At 62.2% G+C, this 13,186-nt stretch carries 7 protein-coding genes; 5 read left to right on the plus strand and 2 right to left on the minus strand.

The genetic code is table 11. From position 1 onward, the window contains the following. The first annotated feature begins 43 nt into the window (after positions 1-43). Positions 44-3,142 carry an HsdR family type I site-specific deoxyribonuclease gene (locus NCR35_RS03865; RefSeq protein ID WP_250533160.1) on the plus strand — a complete coding sequence of 1,033 codons (3,099 nt, stop codon included), beginning with the start codon at positions 44-46 and terminating at the stop codon, positions 3,140-3,142. Positions 3,143-3,367: 225 nt separating this feature from the next. Here the strand turns inward: NCR35_RS03865 and NCR35_RS03870 are convergent, their stop codons facing one another. After that, positions 3,368-6,049, minus strand: coding sequence for an excinuclease ABC subunit UvrA (locus tag NCR35_RS03870; RefSeq protein ID WP_250533161.1), 2,682 nt, complete (start codon positions 6,047-6,049; stop codon positions 3,368-3,370). Between the two features lie 170 nt (positions 6,050-6,219). Between NCR35_RS03870 and NCR35_RS03875 the strand changes: the two genes are divergently transcribed. Continuing rightward, positions 6,220-7,365, plus strand: coding sequence for an ion channel (locus tag NCR35_RS03875; protein ID WP_250533162.1), 1,146 nt, complete (start codon positions 6,220-6,222; stop codon positions 7,363-7,365). A gap of 197 nt (positions 7,366-7,562) precedes the next feature. Here the strand turns inward: NCR35_RS03875 and NCR35_RS03880 are convergent, their stop codons facing one another. After that, positions 7,563-8,954, minus strand: a complete 1,392-nt coding sequence (locus tag NCR35_RS03880; RefSeq protein ID WP_250533163.1) for a nucleobase:cation symporter-2 family protein — start codon at positions 8,952-8,954, stop codon at positions 7,563-7,565. A gap of 354 nt (positions 8,955-9,308) precedes the next feature. Here NCR35_RS03880 and NCR35_RS03885 point away from each other — a divergent pair, with 354 nt between their 5' ends. The 3 genes from NCR35_RS03885 (at position 9,309) to NCR35_RS03895 (ending at position 13,181) form a co-directional block, all read left to right on the plus strand. Continuing rightward, entirely contained in the window at positions 9,309-10,730 is a 1,422-nt protein-coding gene (locus tag NCR35_RS03885; RefSeq protein ID WP_250533164.1) for a xylulokinase, read from the plus strand. Between the two features lie 95 nt (positions 10,731-10,825). After that, positions 10,826-12,040: an AGE family epimerase/isomerase gene (locus NCR35_RS03890; protein ID WP_250533165.1), complete on the plus strand. Its 1,215-nt coding sequence runs from the start codon at positions 10,826-10,828 to the stop codon at positions 12,038-12,040. A 34-nt stretch (positions 12,041-12,074) separates the two neighbouring features. After that, the gene (locus NCR35_RS03895) at positions 12,075-13,181 is read left to right on the plus strand and encodes an S-(hydroxymethyl)glutathione dehydrogenase/class III alcohol dehydrogenase (RefSeq protein WP_175939595.1); all 1,107 of its coding nucleotides are present in this window, start codon (positions 12,075-12,077) and stop codon (positions 13,179-13,181) included. Positions 13,182-13,186 lie beyond the last annotated feature (5 nt).

Raw genomic sequence — 13,186 nt, forward strand, 5'->3', positions numbered from 1 at the left:
GCACGTCGTCGACCGCCATCGATTTCGACAGGAGAAAAACAAAATGATCGAATACAACACTATCGCCGAGTCGAAGAACTTCATCGTACTAGACAGATACGTCCAGGAATGGAGTGCCGCGGAAAGCTACCAAAGCGAAAGCGATCTGGAGCGGGAGTTCATTCAGGACCTGCGAGACCAGGGCTATGAATACGTGCCCGGCTTGAACTCGCCTCAAGCCCTGCTCGCCAATGTGCGGGTCCAGCTGCAAACGCTGAATAACGTGCAGTTTGCCGAAGGTGAATGGTTGCGCTTCGTGGAAACCTGGTTGGACAAGCCCAGCGACGGCATCGTCGAGAAAACGCGGAAGATCCACGACGATCACGTCCACGACTTCGTGTTTGACGACGGTCGTATCCAGAACATCTATCTTCTGGATAAGAAAAACATCGCCCGCAACAAAGTGCAGGTGATCAAGCAGTTCGAGCAGACCGGTACGCACGCCAATCGCTATGACGTGACGATTCTCGTCAATGGCTTGCCACTGGTGCAAGTGGAGTTGAAAAAGCGCGGCGTTGCCATTCGCGAAGCCTTCAACCAGGTGCATCGTTACAGCAAGGAGAGCTTCAACAGTGAGCGTTCCTTGTTCAAGTACCTGCAGCTGTTCGTGATATCCAACGGCACGGATAGCCGTTACTTCGCCAACACCACGCAGCGCAACAAGAACAGCTTCGACTTCACCATGAATTGGGCGAAGGCGGATAACACGCTCATCAAAGACCTAAAGGACCTCACGGCCACCTTCTTTCAGAAGCACACGCTGCTCAATGTGCTCCTCAACTACTCGGTGTTTGATGTCAGCAACACGCTACTCGTCATGCGCCCTTATCAGATTGCTGCTACGGAACGCATTCTTTGGAAGATCAGAAGTAGCCACCAAGGCAAGAACTGGAGCAGTACCGAAAGTGGTGGCTTCATCTGGCACACCACTGGGTCGGGCAAGACCTTGACCAGTTTCAAGGCGGCGCGTCTTGCCACTGAGCTTGATTTCATCGACAAGGTGTTCTTCGTGGTAGACCGCAAGGATCTGGACTACCAGACGATGAAGGAGTACCAGCGTTTCTCACCGGATAGCGTGAATGGGTCGGACAGCACGGCTGGTCTGAAGCGCAATCTGGACAAGGACGACAACAAGATCGTCGTCACCACCATCCAGAAGCTGAACAACCTGATGAAGAGTGAGACGGACCTGCCTATTTACGGCAAGCAGGTGGTCTTCATTTTTGACGAGTGCCATCGCAGCCAGTTTGGCGAAGCACAGAAGAACTTGAAGAAGAAGTTCAAGAAGTTCTGCCAGTTTGGCTTTACCGGCACGCCGATCTTCCCGCAGAACGCGCTAGGCGCGGATACGACCGCCAGCGTGTTCGGCCGTGAACTGCATTCGTATGTGATCACAGATGCTATTCGCGACGAGAAGGTGCTGAAGTTCAAGGTGGACTACAACGATGTGCGACCGCAGTTCAAGGCCATCGAAAGCGAACAGGACGAGAAAAAGCTGAGCGCGGCCGAGAATAAGCAGGCCCTGCTGCATCCGGACCGTATTCGCGAGATCACGCAATACATCTTGAAGAACTTCCGGCAGAAGACCCACCGGCTTCAACCGGGCAATAAGGGTTTCAATGCCATGTTCGCCGTAAGCAGCGTGGACGCAGCCAAGCTGTACTACGAGTGCTTCAAGGACCTACAGAAGACCAGCGATAAGCCGCTGAAAGTCGCCACCATCTTCTCGTTTGCGGCCAACGAAGAGCAGGACGCCGTAGGCGATATTCAAGACGAGAGCTTCGATGTCTCTGCCATGAACATCAGCGCAAAGGAGTTCTTGAGCGCCGCCATCGCGGACTACAACGCGATGTTCAAAACCAACTTCAGCGTGGACAGCAATGGCTTCCAGAACTATTACCGTGATCTGGCCAAGCAGGTCAAAGCCAAGGAAGTCGACCTGCTGATTGTGGTCGGCATGTTTCTGACAGGCTTCGATGCCCCTACGCTAAACACTTTGTTCGTCGACAAGAACTTGCGCTTCCACGGTCTGATGCAGGCCTACTCGCGCACCAATCGTATTTTTGACGCGACTAAAACGTTCGGCAACATCGTCACTTTCCGGGACCTGGAGCAGGCGACCATCGACGCCATCACGCTTTTTGGTGACAAGAACACCAAGAATGTGGTGCTGGAGAAGAGCTACAAGGAATACATGGAGGGCTTCACCGATGTGGCCACCGGTGAAGCGCGGCGTGGCTTCGTAGACGTGGTCAAGGAGTTGGAATCACGCTTCCCCGACCCCGCTGCCATTGAGAAAGAAGCGGACAAGAAGGCTTTCGCCAAGCTGTTCGGCGAATACTTGCGCGTGGAAAACCTGCTGCAAAACTATGACGAGTTCGCGAGCCTGAAGGCCTATCAAGATCTTGATCTGAATGACGCTGCGGCGGTTGAAGCGTTCAAAGCAAAGCACTATTTGAGCGACGATGATCTAGCTGAAATGCAAGCCATCACGCTCCCCGCCGAGCGAAAGATTCAGGATTACCGTTCCACCTACAACGATGTGCGCGACTGGCTGCGTCGGGAAAAGGATTCTGGCGAGCGCGAGAAATCGACCATTGATTGGGATGACGTGGTCTTCGAGGTGGATCTGCTCAGGTCTCAGGAAATCAATCTGGATTACATCCTGGAGTTGATCTTCGAGCACAACAAGAAGACTAAAAGCAAGTCAGAGCTGGTGGATGAAGTACGCCGGGTGATTCGCGCGAGCCTGGGCAACCGCGCCAAAGAAAGCTTGGTGGTGGACTTCATCAACCAGACCGATCTAGACAAAATTGGCGATAAGGCGAGCGTAATCGACGCCTTCTTCACTTTTGCCCAGTCGGAGCAGCAGCGTGAGGCGCAAGAACTGATCAGCACCGAAAGCCTCCATGCCGAGGCGGCTAGGCGCTACATCGCCAACTCGCTGAAGCGGGAATACGCCAGTGACAATGGTACTGAACTCAATGCCGTTCTGCCTAAGATGAGCCCGCTCAATCCGCAATATCTCACTAAAAAGCAGACCGTGTTCCAAAAGATCGCTGCATTCGTTGAGAAATTCAAAGGTGTCGGAGGGCAAATCTGAGACGCAGTGATACCAGGAGTCGAGCCAACTGGATTCGTTTGCTCCATATCGTGCGAGCGACCGCTTCGACCAATGTCTTGCCAGCGCGGAAGACGACGCAATGGCCGTTTGAGCCGCGTGCGTCAACTGGTGCAGACTTTGGGCGACGACGAATCTAGTTGATCGGCGAGGCGCAGTAAGGTCGCGCCGTCCCTTGCCGCGCTTTAGATGTCAACCCGTCCCGCATCAACCACTCCGGCGCCCCGGTCGGACGACTTCCCGCAGATACTCCGCCGTGCGACTCTCCTCGTGCCGCGCAACCACGCGCGGCTCGCCCGCCACGAGTACCCTCCCGCCATCCTCTCCCGCGCCCGGACCCATGTCGATGACCCAGTCGCTGTCGGCCGCGACTCGCATGTCATGCTCGACAACGACCACCGTATTGCCCGCATCGACGAGCCCTTGCAGTTGCGCCATCAGGCGGTCGACGTCGGCGGGGTGAAGGCCAGTAGTCGGTTCGTCGAGAATATAAAGCGTGTCCGCGCGATGCGCGCGCTGCAATTCGGTCGCGAGCTTGATGCGCTGCGCCTCGCCGCCCGACAGTTCCGTCGCTGGCTGGCCGAGACGCAGATAGCCGAGCCCGATGTCGCGCAACACGGTGAGCGCGCGCATTACCGCAGGCTCGGCGGCGAAGAACGCGCATGCGCTATCCACGCTCATCGCAAGCACGTCCGCGATGTTCTTGCCTTGCCATTCGATCTCCAGCGTCTGCGGGTTGTAGCGCGATCCGTGACACGTGGAGCACGAGGTGAAAACGCTCGGCAGAAAAAGTAGCTCGACGCTCACGAAGCCTTCGCCTTCGCATGTCGGGCAACGCCCTTGCGCCACATTGAACGAGAAGCGGCCCGCGCCATAGCGGCGCTTGCGCGCGGCAGGCGTATCGGCGAAGAGCTTGCGCACGTGATCGAAGAGGCCGGTGTAGGTCGCAAGATTCGAGCGCGGCGTCCGGCCAATCGGCTTCTGGTCGACGCGCACCAGTCGCTTCACGGTCTCCATGCCTGCCGCGATATGTCCGTCCGCAGGCGTCTCCGCGCGCGCGAGCAGCGGGTCCTGTTCTTCATCGCCTTCGTCGTCGAGCAGCCGTCCCAGCCGCGCGGCGACGAGCTCGGGCAGCGCCTGACTCACGAGGCTCGACTTTCCGGAGCCGGATATCCCGGTCACTGTCGTGAAGCAGCCGAGAGGGAACGCGACATCGATGTTATGCAGGTTATTGCGCTTGATGCCCGACAGCCGCAACCAGTCGCGCGCGGCACGCGGCCGGCGCATCGCGGGCGAACCCGCGGCGAACAGATGCCTTCGCGTCTGCGATGCTTCTACCTCGGCCAGTCCTTCAGGTGGCCCGCTATACAGCACTTCGCCGCCCGCTTCGCCGGCTGCGGGGCCGACATCCACGAGCCAGTCCGCGCGCCGCATCATGTGCAGATCATGTTCGATCACGAAGAGCGAATTGCCCGCCGACTTCAGGCGTTGCAAGGCGACGAAGAGCGCCTCGCTGTCGGCCGGATGCAGACCGGCGGAAGGCTCGTCCAGCACATACACGACACCGAAAAGCTGGGACGCAAGCTGAGTGGCAAGCCGCAAGCGCTGCAACTCGCCGGATGAGAGCGTGGGCGTCGCCCGATCGAGCGAAAGATAGCCGAGCCCCAGGTCGGTCAGCGTGACGAGGCGCTCCAGCAGATCAGCGGCGATGCGCTCGGCGGCCGCGCGTTTCTCGTCCGAGAGATTGGGCGTTCGCCGCACGTCCGGAGCCGCCTTGTGCGCCGAACCGCCGGCGGCCACGCGTTTCGCCGTCGCCGCGCGCCGCGCGTCCTCCTCGAGCACGTGGCCGTCGCTATCGGTGTCGGGCCACGCGCCGCGTGCGATCGGTTCGAGCAGTTCAGCTAGGCGGTTAAGCGACAGCCGCGAGAACTCGGCGATATCGAGTCCGGCGAACGTCACCGACAGCGCCTCTTGCTTCAGCCGTTTGCCGTGACATGCGGCGCAATCCTTGCCGACCATGAAGCGCGACACGCGCTTTTTCATCAGCGCGCTTTGCGTATGGGCGAAGGTATGCAGCACGTACCGGCGCGCGCTGGTGAACGTGCCCTGATAGCTCGGCTCCGCGCCACGCTTGAGCGCCGCTTGCGTCTCCTTCGGCGTGAGGCCCGCATAGACCGGTACGGTCGGTTGTTCGTCGGTGAATAGAATCCAGTCGCGATCCTTCTTCGGCAAGTCACGCCACGGCTTGTCGACGTCGTAACCCAGCGTCACGAGAATGTCGCGCAGATTCTGCCCGTGCCACGCGGGCGGCCACGCGGCCACGGCGCGCTCGCGGATGGTCAGGGTATCGTCGGGCACCATCGACGCTTCCGTGACCTCGTAGACGCGTCCCAGGCCGTGACAGACCGGGCACGCGCCCTGTACGGTATTAGGCGAAAAGTCCTCGGCATAAAGCATCGGTTGCCCGGCCGGATAGCTGCCCGTGCGGGAGTAGAGCATGCGCACGAGACTGGAGAGCGTCGTGATGCTTCCCACCGACGAACGCGCATTCGGTGCGCCGCGCTGCTGCTGAAGCGCGACGGCGGGCGGCAGGCCTTCGATCGACCCGACTTGCGGCACGCCGACCTGCTCGATCAGGCGGCGTGCATAAGGCGCGACGGATTCGAAGTAGCGCCGTTGCGCTTCGGCGTACAACGTGCCGAACGCAAGCGACGACTTGCCGGAGCCCGATACGCCCGTGAAGACGACGAGCGCATCGCGGGGAACGTCGACATCGACGTTCTTCAGGTTGTGCTCTCGCGCGCCACGCACGCGCACGAAGCCCGTGAGAGACTCGCTCGTGTCGCCTTTCGATGATCGCGTCTTCGTATGTGTCTTAGTTGCTGGCATCCACTCGTCGGAGAATCCGGGAAGCGCGTGATGGAACGGGTGGGCAGCATGTCGCGTGCCATTATCGAAGCAGAGCGGAGTGACCACTTGAAGACCGACGGCACACCGGTTGCTGCCATTCTTGTCCCGCGACGCTGTCGTAGCGGGGTCTACCTCAGGGTGGTGCGCATATGGGCACGTTCGGCCAAATCGTCGGCGCCGCGATCATGATCTGCACGCTCGCCGATATCTTTCTCACCATCCTGTACGCACGCGTCGGTCGGGGACGAGCCAAGCGTCTCGGCGCCGGACTCATCAGCCTTGCCATCGCTCAAGGAGTCTGGGCGGCGTTTCGCCGCCTGCCCATGAGGGACGGCCCCAAACGGGAGGCGCTGTCATTCGCGGGTCCGCTTATCCTCGTTCTGTTGCTCGTCACGTGGACGCTTTGCCTGACGCTCGGCGATGCACTGCTGCTGTGGCCGGCGCTGGGAGACAGCGTCCGCTCCAGTTCGGGGCCGACACCGACGGACTTCGCGGCAGCGGTCTACGCAGCGGCGACAAGTCTGTCGATCACGGGCTCTAGCGACTTCATTCCGCACACGAACGCGTACAGGATGGTCTACCTTGTCGGCTCGTTTGTCGGCACGGCAGTCGTGACTCTGACGCTGTCGTACTTGCTGCAACTATACGGTGCGCTGCAGCGGCAAAATACATTGGGGCAGCAACTATTTTTCCTCACGCGGGAAACCGGCGACGCAGTCGAGCTTATTCGAGGGCTGGCGGTCGGGCAGCATCCGGAGACGGCCTATTCGATGCTCTCCGACGCTGCCCAGTCGCTGTCATCGGTGCACGAGTCGCTGAGGATTTACCCGATCACCTTCTTCTTCCGCTATCCCGAGCCACACTTCTCACTGGCTGCGATCGCCTTCATGTCGCTCGAAACGGTGTCACTGCTCAGAGCCTGCCTGCGCGACGACGCCTCCGACTTGCTGAAGCATGGCGCTGCCGTCGAAGGGCTCTGGCGAGCCGCGTTGTCGACGCTGGACACACTGGATGGCGCTTACGTGCACTCGGGCGCCCGCATTCGGGGCCGCGGCGCAGAGTCGGACGATGACACCCGTGCAGCATGGGCCGACCACTACGGGCGCGCGGCGCAACGGCTGCGCGGTGCGGGACTGAAGGACCTCATCGATGACGGCGGAGCCGACGAGTACGTTAGCCAGCGCGCCGTCTGGAATGGGCTGGTGATGAGCATCGCGCGGTTTTCGGCGGTGGACCTCGGCGACCTCGGCGCGCCGTCAGAACAGTCGACGCGAGAAAGACGCCTGGTTTCCTGATGTATCACCCGCGTCGTCCAGAGTGATTCGTTCGAGTGGCATCGACCGGTAGGTAATAAGGTATCCGAATCAATTTGCAAGCGGTTACGTTGCCGACTTCGTCGCGCATCGACCCGCGGACCGCGACAACAAAAAAGCGCCGCGGCTCACACCGCGGCGCCAACCCATCACAACCCGCAAGCACTTCCTTCAAGCCATCACTGCGCTTCCGATGCGCGCGCCGCGCCGTCGAAATCATGCCCTGCCTGACGAATCTCACAGCGCGCTTCGCGTTCCTTGCGCACGCCGTTGAACACGATATTGAGCACGACCGCCGACACGGACGCCAGCAGAATGCCGCTGTGAAGAATCGGCTCCAGTGCGTGCGGCAGTTGCGAGAAGAACTTGGGTGCGACCACCGGCACGAGCCCGAGGCCGACGCTCACCGCGACGATGAACAGGTTGTGGTGATTCTTCACGAAGTCCACTTTCGACAGCACCTTGATGCCGTTCGCCGCGACCATGCCGAACATCACGATGCCCGCGCCGCCGAGCACGAACGGCGGCACTGAAGCGACCACCTGCGCCATCTTCGGAAAGAGGCCGAGCACGACGAGAATCACGCCGCCCGTCGCGCAGACGAAGCGGCTCTTCACGCCCGTCACGCCGATCAGCCCGACGTTCTGCGAAAACGACGTATGCGGAAACGAGTTGAAAATGCCGCCGATCAGCGTGCCGAGACCATCCACGCGCAAGCCGCGCACGAGCGCCTTCTGATCGACCGGACGCTCCACGAGATCGCCGACCGCGAGGAACATGCCCGTCGATTCGATGAACGTCACGAACATGACGATGACCATCGTCGCGACGGAGAGCGCATCGAAGTGCGGCATGCCGAAGTGGAACGGCAGCACGATGCCGACCCACGGCGCATGCGCGACGCCGTCCATGTTGACGCGCCCGAGCATCGCGGCGAGCACGAAGCCCGCGACGATGCCGAGCAGCACCGAGATGTTCGCGATGAAGCCGCGCGCGAACTTGTTGATGAGCAGAATGAGCGAGAGCACGACGAGCGACAGCAGCAGATACACGGGATTGCCGTAGTCGGGATTGCCGACGCCGCCCGCCGCCCAGTTGATGCCCACGCCCATCAGCGACAGGCCGATCACCGCGATCACCGTGCCGACCACGACCGGCGGAAAGAAGCGCAGCAGCTTGCCGATCATCGGCGCGAGAAAGATGCCGATGACGCCGGCCGCGATGGTCGCGCCGAACACATCGAGAATGCCGAGCGACGGATTCGTGCCGATGGCGACCATCGGTCCGACCGCAGCGAAGGTGCAGCCCATGATGACCGGCAGGCGGATGCCGAAGATCCACAGCCCGAGCGTCTGAATCAGCGTGGCGACGCCGCATGAAAACAAGTCCGCGCTGATGAGGAACGCGACCTCGTCCTTCGACAGATGCATGGCCGCGCCGAGAATCAGCGGCACCGCGACGGCGCCCGCGTACATCACGAGGACGTGCTGTATGCCGAGCGTGAGCAACTGGCCGGTCGGCAGCCGTTCGTCGCACGGATGAACCTTCGGGTGGCTCGTGCTCGATGCCATATGTGTCTCCTTGATTGCCTTTCCATTTGAACGGCCTCCAAGGTAAGTGCGACAAAAAGCGCGAACAAGACCACGCGGCGCTATACGTCGGGTTCGCGGGGTGATATGCAAGCGGCGCGAAGGGCGGAACGGAACCGCGCGGAGGCCCTTGCTGCAAGGGACTTGACGCATCGCGAGGGATTTTTGTCGGCTCATGCAAGGCCGACTGAAGGGGCGCGTCGTTATGATGTTCATCACGGCGCGCGTATAGTCCGTTTTTCGTTCATCGTGTGCGGCGGCGGGGTTAACCCGCGTGATTCCGCGTTATTCCACGCTTACCGCGTTTTCCCTAACGTCTTTTCGAGCGGCTCATTTATGCGTTTTCTCGGCATCGATCTCGGCACGGGTTCCGTGAAACTGGCTATCGTCGACGAACGCGCGCGCGAAGTCGCAGCGTCGAGCGCGGCTTATGCGGTGACGAGCGCGCAGCCGGGCTGGGCCGAGACATCCGCCGATGCGTGGTATGCCGCTGTCGTCGATGCCGCCTCTCGCCTGCCCGCGCACGAACGCGAAGCCGTGAGTGCGATCGGCTTCTCAGGGCAGATGCACGGCGTGGTGCCGACCGCCGCCGATGGCCGCGCGCTGCGCCCCGCGATGCTCTGGCCGGACACGCGCGCCCGCGCGCTGCTCGACGCGTGGCCGGAGCCGCAGCCGAACCCGGTCGCGCCGGGCATGGCCGGGCCGCTCCTGCGCTGGCTCGCGACGCACGAACCCGCGCTCGCCGCCGACATGCGCTGGGCGTTGCAGCCGAAGGACTGGCTGCGCGCGAGGCTCGGCGGCGCGATCGTGACCGATCCGTCGGACGCGTGCGCGACCGCGCTCGCTGCGCCGTCCGGCGAATGGGACGCGGCGCTCATCGAGAGGCTCGGCTTGTCGCGCGAGTGGTTCGCGCGGCTTGCGGCATCGGATGCGCAGGCGGGCGCGTTGTCTGAGGAAGCTGCTTCGGCGCTTGGCCTGCGCGCCGGCATTCCGATGGCCGTCGGCGCGGGCGATACGCCGTGCGCCGCGCTCGGCAGCGGCCTGATCGCGGATGGCGACGCGCTGCTCACCACGGGCAGCGGCGGCCAGATCGTCGTGATGAGCGACGAAGCGCCGTCGCCGGTGCGCGGACTCCACACGTATCGCGGCGCGGCGAGCACCGGCGCGCGCTGGTATCGCATGGCGGCGATGCAGAACGTGGGCGTCGCGCTGGAGACCGTGCGCGGCTGGCTCGGCTATGCATCGTGGCCCGCCGCATACGAGGACGCGTTCGCATCGGATGCGAGCGCGTCCGTGAGCTTCCTGCCGTACCTGAGCGGCGAGCGTTCTCCGTGGATGAATCCGGCGGCGCGCGGCGGCTGGCTCGGCCTCGGCCTCGACGACACGCGCGGCACGATGATGCGCGCGGCGTTCGAAGGCGTGGCATTCGCATTGCGGGCGGGACTCGACGCCATCCGGACGAGCGGCACGCCGTTGTCGTCGATGCGGCTTGCGGGCGGCGGTTCCATCGACGCGCGCTGGCGTCAACTGCTCGCCGATGCGCTGCATGTCGAACTGCACGCCTGCGATTGCCCGAACGCGGCGGCGCGCGGCGCGGCGATCATCGGCGGCATGGCGGCGGGGCATTGGCGCGCCGACGACTTAGCGTCGCTCACGCCGGCCAGCACGCGCGTTGCGAGTCCGCGAGGCGACGCCGCGCTCGACGAAAGGCACGCGCGTTTCATCGCTCTCTACGAGCGCGTCGAAGACTGGTTCTGACGTCTTGCCCGCCAGCCCTTAAACTGACGTGCGATTCGCGTCACTTCAGGCGAGGGCCGCGCCGTCGGCCCATCACAACATCAACGACATCCGCTATGTCCGCATCCGACACGCCGCAACCCGACTTCCGCTCGCGCCAGTTCCTCCTGGATCACGCGCTGCGCACGATGATCTTCTATCACCCGCACTGCATGGACCCGGCAGGCGGCTTCTATCACTTCTACAAGAACGACGGCACCATCTACGACCGCAAGTCGCGTCATCTCGTGTCGAGCACGCGCTTCATCTTCAACTACGCGATGGCGTACAAGCACTACGGCCTCGACGAATATCGCGGCGGCGTGCGGCACGGCATCGACTATCTGCGCGAGGTTCATCGCAATCCGGAAACGGGCGGCTATGCGTGGACGCTGAATGGCCGCGAAGTCACGGACGCGACCAATCATTGCTACGGCCTCGCGTTCGTGGTGCTCGCGTATGCGAAAGCGGTGGAAGCGGGCTTCGACGAGGCGCGCGCCTATCTCGACGAAACGTGGGACCTGATGGAGACGCATTTCTGGGACGCGCCGCACGGTCTCTACAAAGACGAGGCCAGCGCGGACTGGAAGGTATCGGACTATCGCGGGCAGAACGCGAACATGCATGCATGCGAAGCGTTTCTGGCTGCGTTCGAAGCGACCGGCGAGACCCGCTATCTGGACCGCGCGGCGCTTCTGGCCGACAACATGGTCAACCGTCAGGCCGCGCTTGCGGGCGGTCTCGTCTGGGAGCACTACAAGCCGGACTGGTCGATCGACTGGGACTACAACAAGGGCGACCGCAGCAACATCTTTCGTCCGTGGGGATTTCAGCCGGGGCATCAGACGGAATGGGCCAAGCTGCTGCTGATTCTCGACCGGCATCGGCCGGAAGCGTGGCATGCAGAGCGCGCGAGGGAGCTGTTCGATCGCGCGCTCGAACTGTCATGGGATCACGAGCACGGCGGCATGGTGTACGGCTTCGATCCGGACGGCAAGTTCTACGACGAAGACAAGTACTTCTGGGTGCAGGCGGAATCGCTCGCGGCGGCGGCGCTGCTTGCCGAGCGCGCGGCTCGCGATGCCGATCAGTCGGCCGCCGCGCGCTACTGGAGCGATTACGACCGCTTGTGGGCCTATAGCTGGGCGCATTTCGTCGATCATAAATACGGCGCGTGGTATCGCATATTGACGCGCGACAACCGCCAGTACAGCGACGAAAAAAGCCCCGCCGGCAAGACCGACTATCACACGATGGGCGCATGTTACGAAGTCCTGAACGTCGTGCGCTGAACCAAACATTGCCATTGAAACGAGGAACCGAACGATGAAGACAAAAGCCGCAATCGCATGGAAAGCAGGTCAGCCGCTCACCATCGAGGAAGTCGATCTCGAAGGGCCGCGCGCCGGCGAAGTGCTGATCGAAGTGAAGGCAACGGGCATTTGCCACACCGATTACTACACGCTCTCGGGCGCGGACCCGGAAGGCATTTTCCCGGCGATTCTCGGCCACGAAGGCGCGGGCGTGATCGTGGATGTGGGACCGGGCGTCGGCACCGTGAAGAAGGGCGATCACGTCATTCCGCTCTACACGCCGGAATGCCGCCAGTGCAAGTTCTGCCTCTCGCGCAAAACGAATCTCTGTCAGGCGATCCGCGCGACGCAAGGCAAGGGCCTGATGCCCGATGCCACCTCGCGCTTCTCGCTCGACGGCAAGCCGCTCTTTCACTACATGGGCACGTCGACGTTCTCGAACTACATCGTGGTGCCGGAGATCGCGGTGGCGAAAGTGCGCGAGGACGCGCCGTTCGACAAGATCTGCTACATCGGCTGCGGCGTGACGACGGGCGTCGGCGCGGTCGTGTATTCGGCGAAGGTCGAGGCCGGCGCGAACGTGGTCGTGTTCGGGCTCGGCGGCATCGGCCTGAACGTGATTCAGGGCGCGAAGATGGTGGGCGCGGACAAGATCATCGGCGTCGATATCAATCCGGGCCGCGTCGAGCTGGCGAAGAAGTTCGGCATGACGGACTTCATCAACCCGAACGAAGTGGAGAACGTCGTCGATCGCATCGTGCAGTTGACGGATGGCGGCGCGGACTATTCGTTCGAATGCGTCGGCAACGTGAAGCTGATGCGTCAGGCGCTCGAATGCACGCACAAGGGCTGGGGACAGTCGTTCATCATCGGCGTGGCGGCGGCGGGCGAGGAAATCAGCACGCGGCCGTTCCAGCTCGTCACGGGCCGCGAGTGGAAGGGCTCGGCGTTCGGCGGCGCGCGCGGCCGCACCGACGTGCCGAAGATCGTCGACTGGTACATGGAAGGCAAGATCAATATCGACGATCTCATCACGCATCATCTGAAGCTCGATCAGATCAACGACGGCTTCGACCTGATGAAGAAGGGCGAGTCCATCCGCTCCGTCGTCATCTATTGAGCGCG

Origin of the sequence: Caballeronia sp. AZ10_KS36 (assembly GCF_023631105.1) — a bacterium.
Taxonomy (GTDB): Bacteria; Pseudomonadota; Gammaproteobacteria; order Burkholderiales; family Burkholderiaceae; genus Caballeronia.

Excerpts from the sequence above, each read along its gene's own strand:
- NCR35_RS03865 (WP_250533160.1), top strand. The coding sequence starts at position 44 with ATGATCGAATACAACACTATCGCCGAGTCGAAGAACTTCATCGTACTA.
- NCR35_RS03870 (WP_250533161.1), bottom strand. The coding sequence starts at position 6,049 with ATGCCAGCAACTAAGACACATACGAAGACGCGATCATCGAAAGGCGAC.
- NCR35_RS03875 (WP_250533162.1), top strand. The coding sequence starts at position 6,220 with ATGGGCACGTTCGGCCAAATCGTCGGCGCCGCGATCATGATCTGCACG.
- NCR35_RS03880 (WP_250533163.1), bottom strand. The coding sequence starts at position 8,954 with ATGGCATCGAGCACGAGCCACCCGAAGGTTCATCCGTGCGACGAACGG.
- NCR35_RS03885 (WP_250533164.1), top strand. The coding sequence starts at position 9,309 with ATGCGTTTTCTCGGCATCGATCTCGGCACGGGTTCCGTGAAACTGGCT.
- NCR35_RS03890 (WP_250533165.1), top strand. The coding sequence starts at position 10,826 with ATGTCCGCATCCGACACGCCGCAACCCGACTTCCGCTCGCGCCAGTTC.
- NCR35_RS03895 (WP_175939595.1), top strand. The coding sequence starts at position 12,075 with ATGAAGACAAAAGCCGCAATCGCATGGAAAGCAGGTCAGCCGCTCACC.